20 protein-coding genes are annotated in these 23,514 nt (G+C 65.8%); 8 read left to right on the top strand and 12 right to left on the bottom strand.

Annotated features, from left to right (window positions below):
- The 3 genes from coaBC to Q8R61_RS10945 form a co-directional block, all read left to right on the top strand.
- On the top strand, positions 1–919 hold a 919-nt coding region (gene coaBC / locus Q8R61_RS10955), incomplete at its 5' end, for a bifunctional phosphopantothenoylcysteine decarboxylase/phosphopantothenate--cysteine ligase CoaBC (RefSeq protein WP_305537126.1).
- On the top strand, positions 916–1,365 hold the full coding sequence (gene dut / locus Q8R61_RS10950) for a dUTP diphosphatase (protein ID WP_305537124.1): 450 nt from the start codon (positions 916–918) through the stop codon (positions 1,363–1,365). The genes coaBC and dut, both read left to right, overlap by 4 nt.
- A 187-nt stretch (positions 1,366–1,552) precedes the next feature.
- Positions 1,553–2,995: a diguanylate cyclase gene (locus tag Q8R61_RS10945; RefSeq protein WP_305537122.1), complete on the top strand. Its 1,443-nt coding sequence runs from the start codon at positions 1,553–1,555 to the stop codon at positions 2,993–2,995.
- Here the strand turns inward: Q8R61_RS10945 and lnt are convergent.
- From lnt to Q8R61_RS10915, 6 genes are all read right to left on the bottom strand, one after another.
- Positions 2,982–4,535: an apolipoprotein N-acyltransferase gene (lnt, locus tag Q8R61_RS10940; protein WP_305537128.1), complete on the bottom strand. Its 1,554-nt coding sequence runs from the start codon at positions 4,533–4,535 to the stop codon at positions 2,982–2,984. The genes Q8R61_RS10945 and lnt overlap by 14 nt on opposite strands.
- Before the next feature lie 32 nt (positions 4,536–4,567).
- A complete protein-coding gene (locus Q8R61_RS10935) occupies positions 4,568–5,848 on the bottom strand; it encodes a dihydroorotase (protein ID WP_305537120.1) in 1,281 nt (426 codons plus the stop codon).
- A gap of 106 nt (positions 5,849–5,954) precedes the next feature.
- A complete protein-coding gene (locus Q8R61_RS10930; RefSeq protein ID WP_305537119.1) occupies positions 5,955–6,908 on the bottom strand; it encodes an aspartate carbamoyltransferase catalytic subunit in 954 nt (317 codons plus the stop codon).
- Positions 6,905–7,399, bottom strand: coding sequence for a bifunctional pyr operon transcriptional regulator/uracil phosphoribosyltransferase PyrR (gene pyrR, locus Q8R61_RS10925; protein ID WP_305537117.1), 495 nt, complete (start codon positions 7,397–7,399; stop codon positions 6,905–6,907). The genes Q8R61_RS10930 and pyrR overlap by 4 nt, the downstream gene beginning before the upstream one ends.
- A complete protein-coding gene (ruvX, locus tag Q8R61_RS10920; RefSeq protein ID WP_305537115.1) occupies positions 7,380–7,817 on the bottom strand; it encodes a Holliday junction resolvase RuvX in 438 nt (145 codons plus the stop codon). The genes pyrR and ruvX overlap by 20 nt, the downstream gene beginning before the upstream one ends.
- Positions 7,814–8,368: a YqgE/AlgH family protein gene (locus tag Q8R61_RS10915; protein WP_305537113.1), complete on the bottom strand. Its 555-nt coding sequence runs from the start codon at positions 8,366–8,368 to the stop codon at positions 7,814–7,816. Before Q8R61_RS10915 ends, ruvX begins: the two co-directional genes overlap by 4 nt.
- Positions 8,369–8,643: 275 nt before the next feature.
- Between Q8R61_RS10915 and Q8R61_RS10910 the strand changes: the two genes are divergently transcribed.
- Positions 8,644–10,092: a deoxyribodipyrimidine photo-lyase gene (locus Q8R61_RS10910; RefSeq protein ID WP_305537111.1), complete on the top strand. Its 1,449-nt coding sequence runs from the start codon at positions 8,644–8,646 to the stop codon at positions 10,090–10,092.
- On the opposite strand, the gene Q8R61_RS10905 is transcribed toward Q8R61_RS10910, so the two are convergent.
- Complete coding sequence (locus Q8R61_RS10905) at positions 10,046–10,687, bottom strand: TetR family transcriptional regulator (RefSeq protein WP_305537109.1); 642 nt, start codon at positions 10,685–10,687, stop codon at positions 10,046–10,048. The genes Q8R61_RS10910 and Q8R61_RS10905 overlap by 47 nt on opposite strands.
- A gap of 98 nt (positions 10,688–10,785) precedes the next feature.
- Here Q8R61_RS10905 and Q8R61_RS10900 point away from each other — a divergent pair, with 98 nt between their 5' ends.
- On the top strand, positions 10,786–12,000 hold the full coding sequence (locus Q8R61_RS10900) for an efflux RND transporter periplasmic adaptor subunit (protein WP_305537107.1): 1,215 nt from the start codon (positions 10,786–10,788) through the stop codon (positions 11,998–12,000).
- Between the two features lie 9 nt (positions 12,001–12,009).
- Positions 12,010–15,195 (top strand): efflux RND transporter permease subunit, encoded by a 3,186-nt coding sequence (locus Q8R61_RS10895; protein WP_305537105.1) that lies wholly within the window; start codon positions 12,010–12,012, stop codon positions 15,193–15,195.
- On the opposite strand, the gene Q8R61_RS10890 is transcribed toward Q8R61_RS10895, so the two are convergent.
- Positions 15,165–16,007 (bottom strand): methylated-DNA--[protein]-cysteine S-methyltransferase, encoded by an 843-nt coding sequence (locus Q8R61_RS10890; protein ID WP_305537103.1) that lies wholly within the window; start codon positions 16,005–16,007, stop codon positions 15,165–15,167. The two genes, Q8R61_RS10895 and Q8R61_RS10890, sit on opposite strands and share 31 nt — an antisense overlap.
- A gap of 262 nt (positions 16,008–16,269) precedes the next feature.
- Here Q8R61_RS10890 and Q8R61_RS10885 point away from each other — a divergent pair, with 262 nt between their 5' ends.
- Positions 16,270–18,381 (top strand): bifunctional diguanylate cyclase/phosphodiesterase, encoded by a 2,112-nt coding sequence (locus Q8R61_RS10885; protein WP_305537101.1) that lies wholly within the window; start codon positions 16,270–16,272, stop codon positions 18,379–18,381.
- A gap of 68 nt (positions 18,382–18,449) precedes the next feature.
- Complete coding sequence (locus tag Q8R61_RS10880; RefSeq protein WP_305537099.1) at positions 18,450–18,794, top strand: hypothetical protein; 345 nt, start codon at positions 18,450–18,452, stop codon at positions 18,792–18,794.
- Between the two features lie 66 nt (positions 18,795–18,860).
- Here Q8R61_RS10880 and Q8R61_RS10875 read toward each other — a convergent pair whose 3' ends face one another.
- From Q8R61_RS10875 to Q8R61_RS10860, 4 genes are all read right to left on the bottom strand, one after another.
- Positions 18,861–19,874 (bottom strand): class 1 fructose-bisphosphatase, encoded by a 1,014-nt coding sequence (locus tag Q8R61_RS10875; RefSeq protein WP_305537097.1) that lies wholly within the window; start codon positions 19,872–19,874, stop codon positions 18,861–18,863.
- A 62-nt stretch (positions 19,875–19,936) separates the two neighbouring features.
- Positions 19,937–20,830 (bottom strand): energy transducer TonB, encoded by an 894-nt coding sequence (locus tag Q8R61_RS10870; RefSeq protein WP_305537095.1) that lies wholly within the window; start codon positions 20,828–20,830, stop codon positions 19,937–19,939.
- A 29-nt stretch (positions 20,831–20,859) separates the two neighbouring features.
- Entirely contained in the window at positions 20,860–22,728 is a 1,869-nt protein-coding gene (locus Q8R61_RS10865; RefSeq protein ID WP_305537093.1) for a ribonuclease catalytic domain-containing protein, read from the bottom strand.
- Positions 22,728–23,285, bottom strand: coding sequence for a YqiA/YcfP family alpha/beta fold hydrolase (locus Q8R61_RS10860; RefSeq protein WP_305537091.1), 558 nt, complete (start codon positions 23,283–23,285; stop codon positions 22,728–22,730). The genes Q8R61_RS10865 and Q8R61_RS10860 overlap by 1 nt, the downstream gene beginning before the upstream one ends.
- Positions 23,286–23,514 lie beyond the last annotated feature (229 nt).

Raw genomic sequence — 23,514 nt, 5'->3', positions numbered from 1 at the left:
TGAATTGCTGAGCCTGATGTGTCTGGCGCGCCCTTCGCTGACTTGCCCGCTGCTGGTGGCGCCGGCCATGAACCGCGAGATGTGGGCCCACCCGGCCACGCAGCGCAACGTGGCGCAGGTGCGGGCCGACGGCGCCACGGTGCTGGGCCCGGCCGCCGGTGACCAGGCCTGTGGTGAAGTGGGCGACGGCCGCATGCTCGAAGCCACCGAACTGTGCGACGAACTGATTGCCTTCTTCCAGCCCAAGCGGCTGGCCGGCCGCACCGTGCTGGTGACGGCCGGGCCCACCTTCGAGGCCATCGACCCGGTGCGAGGCATCACCAACCATTCCAGCGGCAAGATGGGTTTTGCCATCGCCCGCGCGGCCGCCGAGGCCGGTGCGAAGGTGACGCTGGTGGCCGGCCCGGTGCACCTGCCCACGCCGCGGGGTGTGCAGCGCATCGACGTGCAAAGCGCGCAGCAGATGCTGGACGTGGTGCTGCCGCTGGCCGGCCTCCATGAGGTCTTCGTGGCCACCGCGGCGGTGGCCGACTGGCGGCCCGCCAGCATCACCGAGCACAAGATCAAAAAAGACGGCAGCGGCCGCCCGCCGGCGCTGGCGCTCGTTGAAAACCCCGACATCCTGGCCACCGTGGCCAGGCTGCCCGAAGACCAGCGGCCCTGGTGCGTGGGTTTTGCCGCCGAAAGCCACGACGTGGTGCAGCACGCACGCGCCAAGCTGCTGCGCAAGGGTGTGCCGCTGATCGTGGGCAACATCGGCCCGGCCACTTTCGGCCGTGACGACAACACGCTGGTGCTGGTCGACGCCGCAGGTGAACAGGAACTGCCGCCCGGCGACAAGCTCGACCTGGCGCGGCTGCTGGTGGCCGAAATCGAACGTCGCATGTCCAGCCTGACCCTGCGGTCACCCGAAGCATGACCACCATCGACCTGAAAGTGCTGGACGCGCGCATGGCGCAGCACCTGCCGGCCTACGCCACCCCCGGCAGTGCCGGCCTGGACCTGCGTGCCTGCCTGGACAACCCTCTGGTGCTGCAAGCGGGCCAGACCGCGCTCATTCCGACCGGGCTGTCGATGCACATTGCCGACCCCGGGCTGGCTGCGATGCTGCTGCCGCGCTCGGGCCTGGGCCACAAACATGGCATCGTGCTGGGCAATCTAGTCGGGCTGATCGATTCGGATTATCAGGGCCAGTTGATGGTGTCCGCCTGGAACCGTGGCCAGCAGGCGTTCGAACTCACGCCGATGGAGCGGCTGGCGCAGCTGGTCATCGTGCCGGTGGTGCAGGCCGAGTTCAATGTGGTGGAGGACTTCGAAAGCAGCCAGCGCGGCGAAGGCGGGTTCGGCAGCACGGGCCGCCAGTAAGTGTCGGATTTCTTTACACGCTAGAGACTGACGGCGTCCGACGAGGCGGACGGCCGGGCACGGATTGGGGGCATGGATCTTGCTGTTTACTGCCCTGATAGCGGCGGTTGCTTCGGAACACGAGCAACTGCCATTGCGGAGACAATTACAAACATAAGAGGTGCTGGTGCCGGTTGGCGCATACGTCATGCCCCACATTTCCATCGTGCGATTTGGCCTGATCCTGGCCGCAGCCCTGGTGCTGCTGGCCGGGCTTGTCACGTCCGCGCTGTATTTGTTGCGGCCGCAGGCGCAACCGGTGGCGGAAGAATTCGACAAGCCGGTGATGGCGACCCAGATTGAGTTCATGGCCGATGCTATGCAGCGCAGTGCGGCGCAGATTGCCGCGCACCCGCAGACGCTGGCCTGCTTTGCCACCACCGCGCCGGAGGTCTGCCAGGCGCAGGCCGCCAACCTGCATGCGCTCAACCAGGAGGCCACCGTGCTGTTCGTCAGCGCCGGCCAGCGCCAGCTGCTGCCCGGTTTCCTGCCGGGCGATACACGACGGCTGCTGACCGGTGCCGACGGCGATGCTGCAGGTGCGACCGCCACCGCCACCTTCAATCTCGCCCTGTCGCATCCGGTGACGAGCGGCGGCGAGCGGCTCGGCTTCGTCATCGTCGAGCAGAGCGTGCCGCAACTTCAGGCGCTGTTCGACACGCTGCCGCTGCCGGACGCGGCAGCCTATGCCGAACTGCAGCAAAGCCAGTCGGACGAGGCCTTCATGGTGCTGATGCGACGCGGCAACCAGGCGATCAAGCGCCAGGGTGAGCCGGCCCTGATCGCGCTGGCCGGAACGCCGTGGCGCATTGCCGTATGGCGGCCGGTGACGCCGGTGGCCGAAAATGTGGCGCCGTATGTGCTCGGCTGGCTGGTCGCGAGCCTGGTGATCGCCATTCTGGTGATGGGTACCACGCTGTCGGTGCGCAACCGGGTGACCGACAACCTTCGCACCATGGTGAAGCTCACCAACGACCTGCGCCAGCAGCGCCTGCGCAGCGACTATCCGGTCAGCCTGGTGGAATTTCAGATCCCGCTGGAGACCATGCTGAAGCTTGGCAAGGTGATGCTGGGGCGGCAGAAGGAAGCCACGTCGCAGGCACGGCTCGATCACCTGTCCAAGGTCAACAACCGGCGCAGCTTCGACGAAAAGCAGAAGGAGCTGTTCGCCAGCCTGAAAGACGGCTGGGCGCACAGCCTCTTGATCATGGACATCGACAACTTCAAGCAGGTCAACGACACTTTTGGCCACGAGGCGGGTGATCAGCTCATCATCAAGTTCGGTGACGCGCTGAAGACCTGCCTGCGCAACAGCGACTTTATCGCGCGCTTGGGCGGCGACGAATTCTGCGTCCTGTTTCCGTTCACCCCGCTCGACCGCGCCCAAGAGCTGGCCGATCGCCTGCGCGCCAAGATGCCGGAAAGCGTGGAGCTGATTCCCGGCGTGACGCAAAAACTGTCCTGGAGCGGCGGTCTGTCCGAATACAGCCGCGAGGACAAGGAAGAAAACGAAGCGCTGGCGCGTGCCGACGCCGCCCTGCTGGAAGCCAAGCGCGGCGGCCGCAACGCCACCCGGATCAAGGCCGCCTGAGCGTGGCTGTTGCCGCTTTAGCGGCTGTACAGCCACGGCCTGCCCCTCGCGGGTAGAGCGCGGCGATCCCCAGTCCGAGCCCCAGCAAGCCCCACAGCGCCAGGATCGGCGCGTTACCCCATCGCACATACGGCGTGCTGCCGGCGTAGCCCTGAATTTCGCCGGACAGGCTGCCGGTGGTGAAGGGCGCCAGGCTCGCCAGCATGCGGCCCTTTGCATCGATGATTGCGGTGACGCCGGTATTAGTCGAGCGCAGCATCATGCGTCCGGTTTCCAGCGCACGCATCTGCGACATCTGCGCATGCTGCCAGGGCGCGAACGAGTCGCCGAACCATGCCAGGTTGCTCACATTGACCAGCACGCTCGCCTCCGGGAGCTGGCGGATGATCTCCTCGCCGAACGCATCCTCGTAGCAGATATTGGCCGCCACCCGCTGGCCGCCGATCGCGAGTGGGCGCTGGTCGACGGCGCCGCGCGCGAAATCCGACAGCGGAATGTGCAGCACCTCGATCACCCAGCCCCACACCGCTTTCAGCGGAATGTATTCGCCGAACGGCACCAGATGCACCTTGTGATAGCGCTGGCTCGGCGCGCTGCCGAGGCTGATCACACTGTTGTAATAGTCGCTGTCGGGTGAGCCGGTGGGCAGGCCGGCCAGCACGTCGCCGCCGTTATTGCGGCCGAGCGTGGCGAGGCCGTCGCGGTAGAGCTCGGGCAGGCTGGATTCGAACAGCGGCAGCGCAGTTTCCGGCAGCACGATCAGCTGCGCGGGCGAGGAGGCGGCCATGCGCGCGTAGCTTTCCAGCGTCGACAGCGTTTTCTCGGGCTGCCATTTCAGGTCCTGCGGAATGTTGCCCTGCAGCAGCGCGACCGTGGTCGGCGCGCCGTCCGGCGTGGTCCAGTCGATGCCGCGCAGCACCTGGCCGCCGACGCCGAGCGCCACGATGGCGGCGGCGGCCCACAGGCGTCGCGCCACCGCGCCGTGCGTCAGCACGATCCACGCGGCCAGCGCCGCGACCAGCGCCAACAGGTAGGACACGCCATAGACCCCGACCAGCGGCGCATAGCCCGCCAGCGGGCTGGTGGGCACCTGCGAATACCCGGCCACCAGCCACGGAAAGCCGGTGAACAGCCAGCCGCGCACCCATTCCGTCACGCCCCAAAGAAGCGGCATCAGCAGCAGCAGGCGCGGCGTCGGCGCCAGCGGCCAGCGCGCCTGCAGCGCGCCAACCAGGGCGGGGAAGAGTGCCAGTACGGCGCAGAACAGAAAGGTCGCCAGCGCCGCCAGCCAGGTCGCCATGCCGCCGTAGACCGACAGGCTGATGAAGATCCAGCTCACCCCCGCGATGAAGCAGCCCAACCCCCACGCCAGGCCGACGAGGAAGCCGGCGCGCATCGACGCGGGGCGCAGCAGCAGGCCGAACAGCACCGCCAGGCTGAGCAGCGGCAGCGGCCAGACGTTGAGCGGCGCGAAGCCTGCCACCGCGGCGGCCCCGGCCAGCAGGCTGGCGAATACGACGAAGGGCGACACGCGCGGCATGGACAACAGCCTCGCCGGGGATGACAGGACGCTCAATGCGCCGCTTCGAAGTCGATATGGCCGTCGATCACGGTGTAGCGTACCCGGCCCTGCATCGGATGATTGAGGAAAGGTGTGTTGTCGCCCTGGCTCGCCAGCGTTTTCTGGGTGGCGACCCATTCCGCTGCTTCATCGAAAATGCAGATGTCGGCGCAGCTGCCCACCTGCAGGTTGCCGCCCGGCACCCCGAGAATCTGCGCCGGCTTCCAGGTGATCAGGTCGATCGCCTGCAGCAGCGGCACGCCCATTTCGCGCGCCCACTTCAGCGTCAGCGGCAGCAGCAGTTCGACGCCGGAAGCGCCCGGCGCCGATTCGCCGAACGGCACCTGCTTCTGGTCTTCGTCGACCGGAGTGTGGTCCGAGCACAGCGCATCGATGGAGCCGTCGCGCAGCGCCTCGCGGATGGCATCGCGGTCGCGCAGGCTCCTGAGCGGCGGCACCAGATGCATATGCGAATCGAAGGTGACGAGATCGTTTTCCGACAGGTGAACGTGGGTGCTGGCGACATCGCAGGTGATGGCGAGGCCTTGCGCCTTGGCCGCGCGCACCATCGCAATGCCCTCGCGGGTCGACAGGCGCGCAATGTGGACGCGCGCCCCAGTCTGGCGGGCGAGCTGCAGGATCGTCGCCAGCGCCACCGTCTCGGCCAACGACGGAATGCCGGGCAGGCCCAGCCGCGTGGCGACGGCACCGTCGTGCGCAATGCCGCCGCGCGCCAGCGAGACATCCTGCGGCCGCAGCCACAGGCTGAAGTCGAAGGTGGCGGCGTATTCCATCGCGCGCAGCAGCACCTGGGTGTCGGTCATCGGTGCATCGGCCTGGGTGAAAGCACGGCAGCCGGCCTCGGTCAGCTCGGCCATTTCGGTCAGCATCAGGCCTTCGAGTTTTTGCGTCATCGCACCGATCGGATAGACGCGCGGCCCCGGCAGATTGCGGGCGCGGAATTTCAGCATTTCCACCAATCCGGGCTCATCCAGCGGCGGGTCAGTGTCGGGCGGGCAGGCCAGCGAGGTGACGCCGCCGGCGGCGGCGGCGAGCATTTCCGATTCCAGCGTCGCGCGGTATTCGAAACCCGGCTCGCGCAGCCGCACCGACAGGTCCACCAGGCCCGGGCAGACGACCAGCCCGGTCGCGTCGAGCGTGCGGTTGGCGTGGAAGTCGGCGGGCGCGTGGCCGTTGCCGACGATCTTGCCGGCGGCAACAAAAATATCGGCGACCTCGTCGCGCGCGCTCATCGGGTCGACCACGCGCCCGTTCTTGATATGGATTTTCATGCAGACGCCTCGGTCAGGTGGTCGCGGGTGCTGAATCTTTCATCTCGGCGCCAGACAGCATTCGCCTTGCTGCCGATCCCGCTGCGCGGGTCCCTCGTCAGGTGGCTCATGCTGTCGCCCCTCCGGCCAGCATCGCCATCACCGCCATCCGCACCGCGATGCCGTAAGTCACCTGCGGCAGGATCACCGACTGCGGACCGTCGGCCACTTCGGAATCGATCTCCACCCCGCGGTTCATCGGGCCGGGGTGCATCACGATCGCATCGGGCCGGGCGAGCGCGAGCTTTTCCGGCGTCAGGCCGAAAAACTTGAAGTATTCCTGCGCGGAGGGCAAAAGCGCGCCCTTCATCCGCTCGTTCTGCAGACGCAGCATGATGATCACGTCGCAGCCGGCAAGCCCGGCTTCCATGTTGTGGAACACCTTGACGCCCATCTGCTCGACCCCGGTGGGGAGCAGCGTCTTCGGGCCGATCACGCGTACTTCCGGCACCCCCAACGTGGTCAGCGCGTGAATCTGCGAACGCGCCACCCGAGAGTGCAGCACGTCGCCGACGATCGCCACGGTCAGGTTGTGGAACTCGCCCTTGAAGCGGCGGATGGTGAACATGTCGAGCAAGCCCTGCGTCGGATGCGCGTGACGGCCGTCGCCGGCGTTGATCACCGAGATGTGCGGGGCGACGTGGCGCGCGATGAAGTGCGCCGCGCCCGACTGCGCGTGGCGCACGATGAACATGTCGGCGTGCATCGCGGCGAGGTTGTCGACGGTGTCGAGGATCGCCTCGCCTTTGGTCTGGCTGGAGGTCGCGATGTTGAGGTTGACGACGTCGGCACTCAAACGCTTGGCGGCGATTTCAAAGGTGGTGCGGGTGCGCGTCGACGGCTCGAAGAACAGGTTGAAGATCGACTTGCCGCGCAGCAGCGGGACTTTCTTCACTTCGCGCTCGCCAACGTCCATGAAGGATTCGGCAGTATCGAGAATTTGCGTCAGGATCGCGCGCGGCAGGCCGTCGAGCGTCAGCAGATGGCGCAGCCTGCCGTCTTCAGTCAGTTGTAGGTTCATGCGAGGGATAGGGTGAGGTGGCCGTCATCCAGCCGCGAAAGATTGATGTTTTGATGCGCTGGCACGTCGAGCGTGAGTCCGGTGAAATCGGGGCGGATCGGCAATTCGTGGTTGCCGCGGTCGACCAGCACCGCCAGCCGGATCGAGGACGGGCGGCCGTAGTCGAACAGTTCGTTCATCGCTGCGCGCACCGTGCGCCCGCTGTGCAGCACGTCGTCGACCAGCACGATGTCGCGGCCTTCGAGGTCGAACGGCAGGTTGGACGGCTTCACCTGCGGGTGCAGGCCGATGCGCGAGAAATCGTCGCGGTAGAAGGAAATGTCGAGCATGCCGAGTGGCTGCTTGCAGCCGAGCAGCGCATGCAGGCGCTCGGCCACCCAGACGCCGCCGGTGTGGATTCCGACGATCACGGTCTCCGGCGTGAGGACCGGCGCGATGGCGCCGGCGAGTTGGGCGATCAGCGGGTCGACGTCAGGCAATGAGGCGGGCATCAAGAAATCCTTGCAGTATCAGTTGGGCGGCGACGGCATCGGCCAGTGCCTTGTTTTTCTTGCCGTGGATGCCGCGCTCGTGCAGTGCGGATTCGGCTGCGGTGCTGGTGTGACGCTCGTCCACCAGAAACACCGGCAGCCTGAAGTGCGATTCTAATTTGCGCGCGAAGTTTTTGGCCACCCGTGTCATTTCATGCTCGCTGCCGTCGGCGTGGGTGGGCAGGCCCAGCACCAGCAGCACCGGCTGCCATTCGGCAATGAGTTTGGCGATGGCGTCGAGCCGCGCCTCGGTGGACGCGGCCGGGATGACGGTAAGCGGATGGGCGACGCCGATCGACAGTTCGCCCGAGGCCACGCCGGTGCGCTTGAGCCCCAGATCGAAGGCCAGCACCGTGCCGTGGGTGTCGACGAAGCTCAAGCGTGCCCGGCTTCGTCGGACAGGCTGGCGAAGTCGATGCCGAGCAGCTTCATCGCCGCCGGCAGGCGTTCTTCGGGCGCCAGGTCGAAAATCACCTGCGGGTTGGCCGCCACCGACAGCCAGGCGTTCTGCTTGATTTCTTCTTCCAGCTGGCCGGCCGCCCAGCCCGCGTAGCCCAGCGACACCATGAATTTCTCCGGTCCGGTGCCCTGGCTCACCGCCTCGAGGATGTCTTTCGAGGTGGTCAGGCTGACCGCGTCGTTCACGGTCAGTGTCGAGCTGAAGGTTTGCGGCGTGTGCAGCACGAAACCGCGCTCGGTCTGCACCGGGCCGCCGAAGTAGACGATTTTGTCGTGCAGCGGCTCCGGCAGCGAAAGTCCGATCTGCTCGAACAGGGTCGACAGATCGAGGTCGATCGGCCGGTTGACCACCACGCCGAGCGCGCCCTGCTCGCTGTGGTCGCAGATGTAGGTGAGCGTGCCGTTGAAATTCGGATCCACCATGCCGGGCATGGCGATCAGAAAATTGTGCGTGAGGTTGACGGTATCCATGATTGCCTTCCCATTGTAATCTGCCTCAAATCGAGCCAGAACCCCTTTTTGTGTCGCCCCCTGTTATTGATTCGGCCAGATGAAGTATGAAGTAGCCAGGAAATCCGCTTCAATGAAGCAAGGTCGGGAAGGTGAACAGGCCGAAGCAATAATCAATTAAAACTGCGCCCTATTGAGACGGCACAACGAACCTGTCGGCCCCTAAAGCCCTTGCAAACCTATACGATTTCAAACTTCTTCGAGCCGTCTCAATAGTTATATCGACCAGAATCGCCATGCCTGAATATGCCCGTGCCTTAGTCTGGTTTCGTCGCGACCTGCGCGATTTCGACCATGCGGCGCTCCACCACGCGCTGAATCAGGCCCGGCAAGTGGTGTGCGCCTTTATTTTCGACCGCGAAATTCTCGATCGGCTCCCCAACCCGGCCGATCGCCGGGTCGAATTCATCCACGCCAGCGTCGCCGAGCTGCAACAGGCGCTGGCGGCGAAGGGGGGTGGCCTGGTCGTGCGGTATGGCGTCGCGCGCGAGGAAATCGTGCGGCTGGCGGCCGAGCTCGGGGTCGATGCGCTGTTCTACAACCATGACGACGACCCCGCCGCGCTGGCACGCGATGCCGATGTCGAGGCCGCGCTGGCGACCCACGAGGTATCGGTTCACCATTACAAGGACACGTTGATTTTCGAGCGCGACGAGGTGTTGACCGGCGCCGGCACGCCGTTCAGCGTCTTCACCCCCTATAAAAACGCCTGGCTGAAAACGCTGACGCCGTCGTGTTTGCGGGGCTGGCCGGTCGAGGATACCGACCGCCTGGTGCCGCACTCGACGCCGCTTCCCAGCCTGGAGGACATGGGCTTTGCGCCGACCAACCTGCGCGCATTGAAGCTGCCCACCGGCATGGCGGGCGGGGCGCAGCTGTTCGACGATTTTCTCGACCGCATCGACCGTTATCAGGAGACTCGCGATTTTCCCGCGATCAAGGGGCCGTCCTACCTGTCGGTGCACCTGCGCTTTGGTACCGTGTCGATCCGCCAGCTGGCGGGCGCGGCCTGGCAGCAGGGGGGGCGCGGTGCGCAGACCTGGCTTTCCGAACTGATCTGGCGCGATTTCTACCATCAGGTCCTGTGGCATCGCCCCGAGGTCGCGTGCGGCCACAGCTTCAAGCCACAGTACGACGCCTTGCCCTGGCCCGATCCGCCAGGCCATTTCGAGGCCTGGTGCGCGGCGCGCACCGGCTATCCGCTGATCGACGCCGCGATGCGCCAGTTGAACCAGACCGGCTACATGCACAACCGCCTGCGCATGGTGGCCGCGTCGTTTCTGGCCAAGGACCTGCTGGTCGACTGGCGACGCGGCGAGCGCTATTTCGCCGATACGCTGATCGATTTCGATCTCGCGGCCAACAGCGGTGGCTGGCAGTGGGCCGCCTCGGTCGGCTGCGATGCCCAGCCGTGGTTTCGGATCTTCAACCCGGTCACCCAGTCCGAGCGCTTCGATGCAGCGGGCCGCTTCATACGCCGCTATCTGCCCGAGCTGGCCGGCGTGGCGGACCGCTACATCCATGCGCCGTGGACCATGCCCGCCGCCGAGCAGTCGCGCTGCGGCGTCGTGATCGGGCGCGACTACCCGGCGCCCATCATCGATCATGCGGTCCAGCGTGTGCAGGCGCTGGCGCTGTTCAGGTCGGCGGCCGGCACACCGGCGGACGCACTGCCAGACCGCTGAGATAGCAGTCGAGCAGCGGTTCCGCGCAGACAGCAAGGTCATAGCTGCCGGGGTTGAGGACCCATTCGTGCATCAGGCCCACCATATAGGCGTGCAGGCCTTGCGTGGCGAGAAAGGTATCGGTGTGCGCCGGCAGCTGGCCGATGGCGACGGCCTGGTCGAACAGCATCTGCACCCGCGACAGGCAGGCGGCGCGGTCGGCGTCGTTCTTGGCGACCACCGGCGCGAGCTCATCGGTGAACTCGCATTTGTGGAAGATCACATCGAACATCGCCTGGGTGTCGGCGCAGCCCGCCAGATGGGTGAGTGCCATCTGCGCCAGCTGGCGCACCGTGGCGAGCGGATCGCGCTGCGCGTTTCGGCTGGCCTCGGCGAGTAACGCCTCCACCGGCAGGGTGCCGCGTTCGCACACCGCCGCGAACAACTGCGCCTTGTCCTTGAAATGCCAGTAGATCGCGCCGCGCGTCACCCCGGCGCGCTCGGCCACGTCCGCCAGCCGGGTATGGGCCACGCCGCGCTCGCGGAAGACCTGCAAGGCGGCGGCCAGCAGGGTTTCGCGGGTGGCGAGGGCGTCTTCACGGGTTTTCTTGACCATGCGGGGATTGTCCACAAAAAACCGGCGCGGTTCAATTTACATTCATGCATGTATGCGATTAATATCGGCCGATTCCGCCCAACACCCGAGGCCGCGCCATGAATCGCCTAGCCACTTTGCTTGCCATTACTCTGGTCGCGTTGCTTGCTGCGTGCGGCAAGCCCGATGACGCGGCGCCTGCCGGCGCGGGTGCACCGCCGCCGGCCGCGGTCACGGTCGAGGTGGCGACGCCGGCAAGCGTGCCGATCAGCTTCGAATACGTTGGCCGGCTCGAAGCCTCGCGCGAAGTCGAAATCCGCCCGCGCGTGTCGGCCCTGATCGAGCGTCGGCATTTCGAGGAAGGGGCGCCGATCAAGGCCGGTGCGCTGCTCTATACGCTGGACGGTGCCAGCCTCGACGCCCAGGTGCGCGCCGCCCAGGCCGAAGTGGTCAATCGCCGGGCCCTGTTGAAGGAGGCGCAGGTCGAGCACGGGCGCAATCAGACCCTGGCGGCGCAGGGTTTCGTCAGCCGGCGCGCGCTCGACGCCACCGAAGCGGCACAGGACGTGATGAAGGCCGAAGTGTCGGCGGCCGAGGCGCGGCTGGCCGACGCCCGCATCAGCCGCGGCTACGCGACCATCCGCGCGCCGATCTCCGGCGTGATGGGGCGCGCACTGCAGGTGGAAGGCGCACTGGCCAGCCCGAGCGGGCCGGCGCTGGCGACGCTCGCGCAAATCACGCCGATCTACGCGCGTTTTTCGATCGGCGAGGACGCGCGCCTAGCGCTGGAAAAACAGATCCGCGCCGGCGAGCTGCAAACCGACCAGCAGAAAATCGGTCTGGTGCTGGCCGACGGCAGCCGGCTCGATACCACCGGCACGCTCAATTTCAGCGATTACAAGGCCAACCCCGAGACCGGCGCGTTCGATCTGCGCGCCGAGTTCGCCAACGCCGACGGCCGGCTCAAGCCCGGCCAGTTTGTCCGCGTCATTGTCGAAGGCGGCACGCTGCCCGACGCCATTGCGGTGCCGCAGGTCGCGGTGCAGGACGGCCCCACAGGCAAGTTCGTCTACGTGGCGACGCCGGGCGAGAACGGCATGACCGTCGCACTGCCGCGTCCGGTCGTTGTCGGCGCCTGGGTCGGCGCCGGTGATGCGGGCAAGGATGCAAAAGGTCGCTGGGTGATCGAAAGCGGGCTTGCGGCCGGCGACCGCGTGATCGTCGACGGCATGGCGCGGATATTCTTCCCCGGCATGCCGGTCGCGGCCAGCGAAGCGGGGCAAGCGGCCACGCCGACGGCCGCCGCTGCACCGTCCGCCGTCGCCCAGCCATAAGGGGTCGCCATGTTATCGCGCTTCTTCATCGACCGGCCGATTTTTTCCACCGTCCTGTCCATTCTCGTCGTGCTGGCTGGGCTGTTGTCGATGCGCGTGCTGCCGATCGCGCAGTATCCCGAGATCGCGCCGCCGGTCGTCACCGTGCGCGCGATCTATCCGGGCGCGTCGGCCGGCGTGCTCGAGCAGACCGTGGCCGCGCCGCTGGAAAACGCGATCAATGGCATCGAGGACATGATGTACATGTCGTCGACGTCGGCGTCGAACGGCGTGCTTGAAATCCAGGTCACGTTCGAGATCGGCTCGGACGTCGACAAGGCCGCGCTCAACGTCAACAACCGGGTGAAGCAGGCCGAGGCCCGCTTGCCGGAAGAAGTGCGGCGACAGGGCGTGAACGTGGAAAAAGGCTCGTCGGCGTTTCTGCAGGTGCTCGCCTTCCTCTCCCCGGACGGGCGCTATGACGACCTCTACACCAGCAACTACGTCACGCTCAACGTACTGGACCGCCTGAAGCGCATTCCCGGCACCACCAATGTGCAGATCTTCGGTGCCAAGGACTATGCGATGCGGATCTGGCTCAAGCCCGACCGCATGGCGCAGCTGGGGGTGACGGTGAAGGACATCTCCGGCGCCATCAATGAACAGAACGCGCAGTTCGCGCCCGGCAAAATCGGCCAGCCGCCGGTCGATACCGGCCAGTCGCTGGTGTATTCGCTGACCGCCCAGGGCCGGCTGGCCGACCCCGCCGAATTCGAGAACATCGTCGTGCGGGCCAACAGTGACGGCTCGCTGCTGCGGCTGAAGGACCTCGCGCGGGTCGAGCTGGGTTCCAAGGATTACGATTTTAACGGCCTCTACAACGGCAAGCCGGCCACCCTGGTCGGCATTTTCCTGCAGCCGGGCGCGAACGCGCTCGACGTCGGCGACGAGGTCAAGCGCACCGTCGACGAAATGAAAAAATCCTTCCCCCAAGGTCTCGACTATGCGGTGCCCTACGACACCACGCGTTTCGTCGAAGTGTCGATCCGCGAAGTCGTCAAGACGCTCGGCGAAGCGATCCTGCTGGTGGTGCTGGTGGTATTCGTCTTCCTGCAAAACTGGCGCGCGACCATCATCCCGATCCTGGCGGTGCCGGTGTCCCTGCTCGGCACCTTCGTCGGCCTGCTGCTGCTGGGCTATTCGATCAACACGCTGACGCTGTTCGGCATGGTGCTCTCCATCGGCATCGTCGTCGACGATGCGATCGTCGTGCTGGAAAACATCGAACGCATCATCCACGAAGAAAAGAAATCCCCGCGCGAAGCGGCGCTGCTGGCGATGCGCGAGGTCACCGGGCCGGTCATCGCCATCGTGCTGGTGCTATGCGCGGTGTTCATTCCGATCGCCTTCCTCGGCGGGCTCACCGGCGAGCTGTACCGCCAGTTCGCCGTCACCATTTCCATCGCCGTCGTCATTTCCGGCATTGTCGCGCTGACGCTCACCCCGGCCTTGTGCGTGGCGCTGCTGAAAGGCGAGAAGCCGCATGAACCGGGACGCTTTTTCCGCGCCTTCAACCGCGGCTTCGCCGGCATGACGCGCCACTACCAGGGCGGCGTCAAGTTCCTGATGCGGCGCTCGCTGCTGGCGCTGGTGATCTACGGCGTGATGATCGGCGCCGCGTTCACGCTGTGGAAAGCCACCCCCGGCAGCCTGGTGCCCGACGAGGATCAGGGCTACTACATCAGTGCCGCCTATCTGCCCGACGGGGCGACGCTCGAACGCACCACCGCGGTGGTGAAGCAGATCGACGAAATCGCGCGGCGCGACCCGGCGGTCGAACACGTCGTCGCGTTCGCCGGACTGGATTTTCTCGGCGGCGGATTCCGCAACAGCGCGGCGACCATTTTCGTCGCCGCGCGCCACTGGGACGACCGCGACAAAACCATCAACGACATGGTCGGCGAGATCATGGGCGCGACCGGCCACATCAAGGAAGCGCTGGTGCTGGCGTTCGCGCCGCCGCCGATTTTTGGACTGGGCAATGCCGGCGGCTTCGAGTTCTATATCCAGAACCGCGGCGATGCCGGTCCGGACAAGCTTGCCGAGGTGGCCGACGGGTTTCTCGCGGCCGCGCGGGCGGACCCGCGGCTGGCCCAGGTGCTGACGCTGTGGCGGCCGCATGTGCCGCAGCTCTACGTCGACGTCGACCGCGAAAAAGCCAAGACGCTGGGGGTGCGGATCGACGACGTGTTCAACACGCTGTCGGCCACGCTCGGCAGTTTTTACGTCAACGACTTCAACAAGTACGGCCGCACCTGGCAGGTGCTGATGTCAGCCGAACCCGGCGCGCGCAGTTCGCCGCAGGATGTGTCCGCGCTCCATGTGCCGAATGCGGCGGGCGGCATGGTGCCGATGTCGGCGCTGGCGCGCGTCAACTTTTCGTCTGGTCCGGAAACGCTCGACCGCTACAACAACTATCAAGCGGTCAAGATCATGGGCAGCGCGGTGCCGGGGATCAGTTCCGGGCAGGCGCTCGCCATCGTCGACGAGATCGCGAAGAAAACCCTGCCGCCGGATTTCTCCTACGAATGGACCAGCGCGTCGTTCCAGGAAAAACGCTCGTCCGGGACCTCCGGCCTCGCGCTCGGGCTCGCCGTGGTGATGGTGTTCCTGATCCTCGCCGCGCAGTACGAGAAATGGTCGCTGCCGTTCGCCGTGCTGATGGCACTGCCCTTCGGTACCTTCGGCGCACTCGCCGCGGTGTGGCTGCGCGAGCAGACCAACGACGTCTATTTCCAGATTGGCCTGGTGACGCTGTTGGGCCTTGCGGCGAAGAACGCGATCCTGATCGTCGAGTTCGCCGTGCTGAAAAAGGCCGAGGGCTATTCCACCGTCGCGGCGGCGCTCGAGGCCGCACGCCTGCGCTTCCGCCCGATCCTGATGACCTCACTGGCCTTCATCCTCGGTGTCGTGCCACTGGCGATTTCCAGCGGCGCCGGTGCCGGCGCCCGCCATGCAGTCGGCACCGGCGTCGTCGGCGGCATGCTCGCCGCCACCTTTCTTGCCGTGTTCTTCATCCCGCTGTTTTTCCACTGGGTGAGCGACCGGCGGCTGAAGGTCGACCCGGCGGAGCTGGATGCGCATCCGCATGTGGCGCGCGGCGCCAACGTGCATGTGCCGTCGCATCATCCGTCGGCCCCCGACTCCCAGCCCTGAATCGCGGCTTTGCGGATGGGTCCCCAGCGATAGCCGCCGGACCTTCCGGATTCGCGGATCACGCGATGGCACGGGATCAGATAGGCCAGCGGATTGGCGGCGACGGCGTTGCCCACCGCGCGCGCCGCGCGTGGGTGCCCGATGCCTTCGGCCAGCGTGCGATAGGTCGCCAGCCCGCCCGGCGGAATCGCCAGCAGCGCACGCCATACCCGGAACTGGAAATTGCTGCCCTTGAGCCACAGCGCGAGCGGTACAGCTGGCCGTGCCGCGCCGAAAATCGTTGTGATCAGTTGCGCCGTGGCGGCGTCGTCAACCCGCAGCACCGCGTGCGGCCAGTCGGCGCGCAGCCGCGACGCGGCGTCGTCGCCCGCGGCCAGAAAATGCAGCGTGCAGATCCCGCGTGGACTGACGGCGATCAGCGCCTCGCCGAACGGCGTCGGATGCACGCCATAGCGCAGCGTCAGTCCGCGCCCGCCCGCTTTCGCCTCGCCCGGCGATACCGCGTCGAGCGTCACGAACAGATCGTGCAGCCGTCCCGGCCCCGACAGCCCGACGTCCAGACTCAGGTCCAGCACATCGCGGGTCGCCGCCAGCCGGGCGCGTGCATCTTCCAGCGTCAGACTTTGCAGAAACCGCTTCGGGCTGATGCCGGCCCAGCGCGTGAACAGCCGCTGCAGATGCGGCTCGCTCAGCGCCAGATGCCGTGCCACGGCGGCGAGATCCGGTTGGGTGTGGCGATGTGCGCGCAGATACGCAATCGCCTCGGCGACGCGGGCATAATCGCGGCTGGATTCGGCAAACGGGATGCTCATGGGCGGACTCTACCGCGCAGGCGGTGCGGTCACCACCCGATTCTTGCCGTCGCAGCGCTGCGCTGTCGGACGTGCACGCGGTTTGAGGCGCCCCCCTGGGGCGCTTCAAGCTGGCGGTTCCAGTGCCGTAATGGTCTGCAAGAGGTGACCGGCGGGTTGAGCCTGCCTGCGCCCACGGTTGACCCGGCCCCGGCCAGCCTGAATACTAATGACGCTAGTGTGGTTAATATGCCCGTACCCGCCCCTGCCCAGACATGATTTGATGCACCTGCCTGCTCCCACCACCCACCGACTCGCCGGCCTGCTGCTGCTGGCCGCAAGCATTCCGTTATTGCTGTGGCAAAGCGCGCCGGGCAATCAGTGGGCGATCTCGTCGCCGACCTTCCTGGCGGCGCACTCGCTGATGGAAATCTTTGCCATCATCGTCGCGGCGCTGGTGTTCTTCACCGGCTATGGCGCGCAGGAAGCGCGGCGCTCGGTCCGCTCGATGGCGCTGGGCAGCGCCTTCATGGCGGTGGCCTTGTTCGACACCCTGCATTTCCTGTCCTACCTCGGCATGCCGGATCTGATCAGCGCCAATTCGCCGCACAAGTCTATCCTGTTCTGGCTGTGCGCGCGCTACGCCGCCGGTCTTGGCCTGCTCGCCTATGTGCTGCTGCCGGAAACCCCCGCCACGCGCTTCCCTGCCAGCCGCTATGGCTGGGCGGTGGTGCTCGTGGGGGCGCTGGTGTTTGCCTGGGCGCTGCTGCTGTCGCCGGACAGCGTGCCGGCGATGTACGTGAGCGGCCAGGGCCTGACGCCGCTCAAGATTGCGCTCGAATGGGGCGTGTTCAGCCTTTATCTCGCGGTGGCCGTACTGCTGTATCTGCGCCGCACGCGTATCACCCATTGCGACATCGAAAGCCTGATGCTGGCGCTGCTGCTGATGGCGGCGGGCGAACTGTTCTTCATCGTCTATGTGGAAGTGAGCAGCGCGGCCAACCTGCTGGGCCATGTCTACAAGGTGTTTGCCTACTATTACCTTTACCGCGCCATCTATACCGAGGCAGTGAGCCGGCCGTTTCGTCTGATGCGGCACATGCTCACCCACGACGACCTGACCGGGCTGCCCAATCGCACGGCGTTCAGCGAACGACTCAACCTGGCGGTCGAGCACACCTGGCCGGACACGCCCTGCGCCATCCTGCTGCTGGACCTGGACCATTTCCAGAATGTCAACGACACGCTCGGCCACGAACTGGGCGACCTGCTGCTGGTGGCGGCCGCCGGCCGCATCCGTGAGAGCCTGCCGCGTGCAGCCTACATGGCCCGCTTCAGCGGCGACGAGTTCGTGATTCTGCTGGAACGCGCCGGCATCGAGCAGGCGCGTGAGGTCGGCGAAAACGTGCTGCGGACCATGACCCGCGAATTCGACGTCGGCAACGACCGGGTGGAAATCAGCGCCAGCATCGGCATCGTCAGCCATGCCGGCGACAGCGAGACGCCGAGCGCCCTGATGCGCTATGCCGACCTTGCCCTGCATCGCGCCAAGGCTGCCGGGCGCAACTGCGTCCAGGCGTTCAGCCGCGACCTGGCGGAAGCGATCGAACGCCGCGTGCTGCTGGAAGCGCGCTTGAAACATGCGCTGTCGCGGGGCGAGCTGGCGCTGCATTACCAGCCCAAGCTGGAAATCCAGAGCGGCCGGCTGACCGGCTGGGAGGCGCTGCTGCGCTGGCAATCGCCGGAGCTCGGCACGGTCAGCCCAACGGAATTCATCCCGATCGCAGAACAGAGTGGCCTGATCCTGCCGATCGGCAACTGGGTGTTGAACGAGGCCTGCCGCCAGCTGCGCGCCTGGCAGGCGATGGGGCTGGCGCCCGGTAGCATGGCGGTCAACCTGTCGACCCGGCAGTTCCGGCAGACCAATCTCGACGAGGAAGTGAGCGCGGCGCTGCACGACGCCGGCCTCGCCCCCGGCGAACTGGAACTCGAACTGACCGAATCGGCGATCATGGACAATCTGGCTTCTGCCGCCGATGTGCTGGCCGGGCTGGAACGGCTGGGCATCCGCATCGCGGTGGACGATTTCGGCACCGGCTATTCCTCGCTGAGCTACCTGAAGACCTTCCCCATCCACTGCCTGAAGATCGACCGTTCCTTCATCAATGACATCCCGGGCGACGACGACGACGCCGCGATCGTACGCACCATCATCGCGCTGGCCCGCAACCTCGACCTGACCGTGGTCGCGGAAGGTGTCGAGACCGAGGCGCAGCTGGCCTACCTGCGCGCCAACCAGTGCGACCAGGCGCAGGGCTACCTGTTCAGCCGTCCGTTGCCGCCGGACGACTGCGTGAGCCTGATGCGGGAAGGTGTGCGGCGGGCGGCAGCCTAGCGCCCGCAGGGGCGGGTGCGCTACAGTAAGGCTGCGGCATCGTCGCCGCAGCCCTGCAAGGAGATTCAATGGCGGCCTGGCTGATTCCCGCGGTCAAGGCAATCCTGCCCTTCGTCAGTCCGATCGTCTCGGCGGCACTGCCGGTGTTCACCACGCGCAAGCCCGACGTGCCGGTGCAGGACCCGGGCGGCGTGCTGCAGCAGCAGATTACCGAACTGCAGCAGGCAGCGTCGCAGAATGCGCTGCACGTCAAGGAGCTGGCCGAGCAGTTGCAGAAAACCGTGACGGCGCTCGAGGGGGCCGCGGTCCAGGCGGAAGCGCGCGTCCGGCGCATGATGGTGCTCGCCGGCGCGGCGTGTGCGTTTTCGCTGCTGGCTCTGGGGGTGGCGTTGTTCGTGCTGTTTCTGCGTTAGCGCAGGGGGTGGACATGAAAAAAGCCGGGCACTGCCCGGCTTTTTCGTTACCGCGTCGAAACCGGCTTACGCCGCTTTTTCGTGGTGGTAGCCGGTCACGGTGTCGACTTCGGTCTTCGAGCCGAGGATCACCGGCACGCGCTGGTGCAGGCCTTCCGGCTTGAGGTCGAGGATGCGCGTGTAACCGGTGGTGGCTGCGCCGCCGGCCTGCTCGACGATGAAGGCCATCGGGTTGGCTTCGTACAACAGGCGCAGCTTGCCGGCCTTGGTGGGATCCTTGGTGTCCTTGGGATACATGAAGATGCCGCCGCGGGTGAGGATGCGGTGCACTTCGGCAACCATCGAAGCAACCCAGCGCATGTTGAAGTCCTTGCCGCGTGGACCGGTCTTGCCGGCCAGGCATTCGTCGACGTAGCGCTGCACCGGCTTTTCCCAGAACCGCATGTTCGACGCGTTGATCGCGAACTCTTTGGTTTCGGTGGGGATCTTCATGTTGGGGTGGGTCAGCACGAATTCGCCGACGTCGCGGTCGAGCGTGAAGCCGTTGGTGCCGTGGCCGAAGGTCAGCACCAGCATGGTCGACGAACCGTAGATCGCGTAGCCGGCGCAGACCTGCTGGGTGCCGGGCTGCAGGAAGTCTTCCATCTTGGCGGCGCGGCCGGCGACCGGGGCTTTCAGGATCGAGAAGATGGTGCCGACCGAGATGTTGACGTCGACGTTGGACGATCCGTCGAGCGGATCGAACACCAGCAGGTACTTGCCGAGCGGATACTGGCTCGGGATCGGATAGAGCTCGTCCATTTCCTCGGAGGCCATGCCGGCCAGGTGGCCGCCCCACTCGTTGGCGCCGATCATGATGTCATTGGTGATGACGTCGAGCTTCTTCTGCGTTTCGCCCTGCACGTTTTCCGAGTCCAGCGAGCCCATCACGCCCAGCAGCGCGCCCTTGTTGACGACGTTGGAAATCGCCTTGCAGGCAATGACGACGTCGTTCAGGAGCGAGGTGAAATCGCCGGTCGCGCCGGCGGTGCGACGCTGTTCTTCAATGATGAACTGGGTAAGGGTGGTGCCGGTGTGCATGATCAGACTCCGAAATGTATAAGCAAATCAGAATATTATACACCAGCAATGCCGGCGTCCTGTTAGTCCGTTCCCACCAACTGATCGGAGCGGGTGAAGGTCCAGGTTCGCGTTATAGACAAAATGTCGGCCTTTTTCCGCATGTCCTCGGGGAAGGGCGCATAGGGCGCGGCAAGTTCAACGATCTTGATCGCCGCGGCATCGAGGATTTTCGACCCGGAAGTGCGGTCGATTTCGATTTTCTCGATGCGGCCGTTGGCAAAGATCGATACGGTCAGCTTCAAACTGCCGTAGATGCCCTGGCGGCGCGCCGCCTCGGGGTAGTTGACGTTGCCGACGCGTTCGACCTTGGTGACCCAATCCTCGACGTAGCGTGCAAACGCATATTCGCGGACGTTGGCGCCGACGAAGGCGCGCTTGGGGCGCTGCTGGTATTCATCCCACTGCTGCGAAATGCGCGCCTGCAGCTGCGCCATTTCGCGTGCCTGCTGGTTGAGCTGGACGGCATCGGGCGCGGGTCGGGTCGGTGCGGGGGGCGCGGCCTCGACCTGGGCCGGCACTGCCGCATCGGGCTGCAGCTGGCTCAGCAGCATGCGGGCCTGCTCTTCGAGCTCGGCCACGCGCGCCTGTATCGCGGCTTCCTCGCTGCCGACTTCGGCGCGGGGGCTGGCCGGCAGCGGGCTCTTCAGCCGCCGTTCCTCGTCGGTGTTGCCGCCGCCGGCCAGGTTCACCTGTGCCAGCGCATCGGGACTAAGCGGCGCCTCGGTCGTGCGGGCGTTGACCAGCACCACCTCCATCGGCAGGTTGAGGTCCTCGAACAGACGCGGATTGATCTGCGCGAACTGGGTCGACAGCAGCATGCCGTGCACCGCGGCGGACGCCAGCAGCGCGAGCGCCATGCGCGTGCCCTGCTTGGACGGTTCGGCGAGGAGGGCGGTGGAAGGGTCGGTGACCATGCGTGAAAACCTGAAGGATCAGCCGGATTCTACGGAACGATCGGGGCGCTGTCAGGCGGCGGCGTCACGGTTTCCAGATACTCGGCGTGAAACTGAATGTCGAGCAGGTCGATATTTGAAATCGCCAGCCGCACTTTCGCGCCGGGCGCCACGCCCATCACCGACGGTGCACGCGTCACAAGCGGCAGGGTGTCGAAGCGCACCAGGTCCTCGCGGATCACATTGGCGGTGACTTCGGTGATGGCTTCCTGGATCAGCCAGCGCAGCATCCAGTAGCGCTCCAGCCGGCGCTGGAATTCGTTGTAGGCGTCATACGCCAGCTCGAAGTCGCGCACCACCGAAAACAGCGCTTCGCTCCGCGGCGGATAGACCGGATCGCTGCCCTGCACCAGGCTGATCAGCTGGCGCTGGTTGACCAGGTCGACGTAGCGCCGCAGCGGCGACGACGACCACGCGTACTGGTCGACGCCGAGGCCGACGTGCGGGTCGGGCGCGGTCGTCATCCGCGTCTTGCCGTTGGCCTGTGCGCGGTAGATGCCCGGCACTTTTTTCTCCGCCAGCCAGCCGCCCCAATGCGCGTTGGCGAAAATCATCAGCTCCGACACCACCTTGTCGATCGGGCTGCCGCGCTTGCGCGGCACGATGCTGATGCGCTCACCGTCGAGCTTGAAGTTGTAGTCGACGCGGTCGACCGTGTCGGTTTTGCCGCGGCCGGCTTCCAGCACCGCGGCAAAATCGCGCAGCCATTCCAGTTCGCGGCGATAGGGATAGTCGGGCAGCGCCGGATTTTTCAGCGTGTCGTCGTTGAACAGCACCTCCAGCGTCTCGTGTCGCAGGTTGTCGGCGATGTGCACCATTTCCAGTTTGGTCTCGGTGCCGAGCACGCGCAGGTCGGACGCGACGTCCACATACAGCGACAGCGCCGGGCAGTCGTGGGTTTCGCCCAAGGTGTAATGGTGGATCAGCGCGTCCGGCAGCATGGTGATCTTGTCGCCGGGGTAGTACACGGTCGAGAGCCGCTCGCGCGCGATCTTGTCGAGTTCGGAACCCGGCGTGACGCCGAGTGCCGGCGCTGCGATGTGGATGCCGACGCGGACGCTGCCGTCGTCGCGCCATTCGACCGACAGCGCATCGTCGATCTCGGTGGTTGCCTCGTCGTCCATCGAGAACGCGCGCACAGCGCTTTTCGGCAATTCAGGGGGATCGCTGGGCTCGCTCACCGGCGCAAAGCCGGTGCCGCGCGGAAAATATTCCAGCAGGAAAGTCGCCAGATGGAAGTCGAGCGTCGACGGGATCGCGCCGCAGCGTTCGATCAGCCGTAACTGCGACATGCCGGTGGCCGCCGCCGCGTCCTCCAGCGCCTTGTATTCCAGCGTGTTTTTGTCCGGCGCGATGAGGATGCGCGGGATCAACGAAGCGTATTCCTCCGGCAGCCGGAACGCCGCCAGTTCTGCGGCCAGCCGCGCCTGACGCTCCGCCAGCAGGCGCTTCTTCTCCAGCCCGGCCTTGGCCGCCGCCAGAGTGTCGGCCGGCGCGGGGCGATAGCGGCCTTTGCCTTTTTTGTGGAAGTAGATCGGCGAACCATGCAGCTTCAGCAGCAGTGCCACCGATTCCGCCGGGCGCGGCGCATGGCCGTAGTACTCCTGCGCCAGCTGCTCGAAGCCGAATTCGTCGCTGCCCGCCGCTTCCCACAGGAAATCGGCGTCGAGCTCGGTCGTCAGCGTTTCGGCCTCGTTCATCACCTCGGTCGGCGCAGGCGCGGCAAAGCGCAGCAGGACGTTGGCCGTCTTGATTTTGCTGCGCTTGCCCGAGGCGGCCTCCACCTGTGCCGTGGCATCGGTCTCGGACAGGATGGAACCGGCCTTGAAATGGCCGTCCTCTTCAAATATCAAATGCATCAAAAATCCAGAATGGTTGGGTAGTGGCGTTCAAACCCGGCAAAGCCGTGGTCGCCGCCGTCTTCGATGATCTGGGTGGCCCCGGCGTAATAGGCCACCGCATCGCGGTAATCCAGCACCTCGTCGCCGGTCTGCACCAGCAAAAGATAGCGGGCGGACAGGGTGATGGCGTCGACATCCAGTGCAGCAAGCTCGTCCAGGTGTTTCTGTGTGAGCACCCACTTCTCGCCCGTGTGCCAGTTGGTCTGCGGACCGAGGGCGCTGTGGAGAAGCCGGTGGGCATGCACCGCCGGGTTCACCAGCACCGCCTTGCAGCCATGCTGCTCCGCCAGATACGTCGCATAGAAGCCGCCCAGTGAGCTGCCGATCAGAGTGACCGATTCGGGGTGACGGCGTTCCAGTTCTGTTTCAATCTGGGCGATGGCTTCGCGCGGGCTGTTGGGGAGCGCTGGGCAGAAGTAGTCCTGCTGGCGGCCAAGTTTGGCCATGTGCTCGCCGAGTTGGCGGGCTTTGCCGGACGCGGGGGAGGAGTTGAAGCCGTGGAGATAGACAATCATCCGGGGATTTTACCGGGGCGGTGGGGATTCCTGAAATCAGGTGAGAGCTGTCATTGCGAGCGCGCGAAGCAATCCAGTTTTTGGTTAGCGCGAAGCACGACAGAGTAGTTGGTGCCTTTGCAGGGCTGCTGACTGCTGGCCGGGGGTAGCCCGGCGGCTAGTCACTTTCTTTTGCTTCGCCAAAAGAAAGTGACCAAAGAAAAGGCGACCCCGCTCATCCCCGAAACCC

The sequence above is a fragment of the Thiobacillus sp. genome, assembly GCF_030696885.1.
In the GTDB taxonomy this organism is placed as follows: Bacteria; Pseudomonadota; Gammaproteobacteria; order Burkholderiales; family Thiobacillaceae; genus Thiobacillus.
This window is presented reverse-complemented; position numbering and strand designations above follow the sequence as displayed.

What these genes read in the sequence shown, in the direction of transcription:
- dut (WP_305537124.1), top strand. Translation starts at nt 916, where the DNA reads ATGACCACCATCGACCTGAAAGTGCTGGACGCGCGCATGGCGCAGCAC.
- Q8R61_RS10945 (WP_305537122.1), top strand. Translation starts at nt 1,553, where the DNA reads ATGCCCCACATTTCCATCGTGCGATTTGGCCTGATCCTGGCCGCAGCC.
- lnt (WP_305537128.1), bottom strand. Translation starts at nt 4,535, where the DNA reads ATGCCGCGCGTGTCGCCCTTCGTCGTATTCGCCAGCCTGCTGGCCGGG.
- Q8R61_RS10935 (WP_305537120.1), bottom strand. Translation starts at nt 5,848, where the DNA reads ATGAAAATCCATATCAAGAACGGGCGCGTGGTCGACCCGATGAGCGCG.
- Q8R61_RS10930 (WP_305537119.1), bottom strand. Translation starts at nt 6,908, where the DNA reads ATGAACCTACAACTGACTGAAGACGGCAGGCTGCGCCATCTGCTGACG.
- pyrR (WP_305537117.1), bottom strand. Translation starts at nt 7,399, where the DNA reads ATGCCCGCCTCATTGCCTGACGTCGACCCGCTGATCGCCCAACTCGCC.
- Q8R61_RS10915 (WP_305537113.1), bottom strand. Translation starts at nt 8,368, where the DNA reads ATGGATACCGTCAACCTCACGCACAATTTTCTGATCGCCATGCCCGGC.
- Q8R61_RS10910 (WP_305537111.1), top strand. Translation starts at nt 8,644, where the DNA reads ATGCCTGAATATGCCCGTGCCTTAGTCTGGTTTCGTCGCGACCTGCGC.
- Q8R61_RS10905 (WP_305537109.1), bottom strand. Translation starts at nt 10,687, where the DNA reads ATGGTCAAGAAAACCCGTGAAGACGCCCTCGCCACCCGCGAAACCCTG.
- Q8R61_RS10900 (WP_305537107.1), top strand. Translation starts at nt 10,786, where the DNA reads ATGAATCGCCTAGCCACTTTGCTTGCCATTACTCTGGTCGCGTTGCTT.
- Q8R61_RS10895 (WP_305537105.1), top strand. Translation starts at nt 12,010, where the DNA reads ATGTTATCGCGCTTCTTCATCGACCGGCCGATTTTTTCCACCGTCCTG.
- Q8R61_RS10890 (WP_305537103.1), bottom strand. Translation starts at nt 16,007, where the DNA reads ATGAGCATCCCGTTTGCCGAATCCAGCCGCGATTATGCCCGCGTCGCC.
- Q8R61_RS10885 (WP_305537101.1), top strand. Translation starts at nt 16,270, where the DNA reads ATGCACCTGCCTGCTCCCACCACCCACCGACTCGCCGGCCTGCTGCTG.
- Q8R61_RS10880 (WP_305537099.1), top strand. Translation starts at nt 18,450, where the DNA reads ATGGCGGCCTGGCTGATTCCCGCGGTCAAGGCAATCCTGCCCTTCGTC.
- Q8R61_RS10875 (WP_305537097.1), bottom strand. Translation starts at nt 19,874, where the DNA reads ATGCACACCGGCACCACCCTTACCCAGTTCATCATTGAAGAACAGCGT.
- Q8R61_RS10870 (WP_305537095.1), bottom strand. Translation starts at nt 20,830, where the DNA reads ATGGTCACCGACCCTTCCACCGCCCTCCTCGCCGAACCGTCCAAGCAG.
- Q8R61_RS10865 (WP_305537093.1), bottom strand. Translation starts at nt 22,728, where the DNA reads ATGCATTTGATATTTGAAGAGGACGGCCATTTCAAGGCCGGTTCCATC.
- Q8R61_RS10860 (WP_305537091.1), bottom strand. Translation starts at nt 23,285, where the DNA reads ATGATTGTCTATCTCCACGGCTTCAACTCCTCCCCCGCGTCCGGCAAA.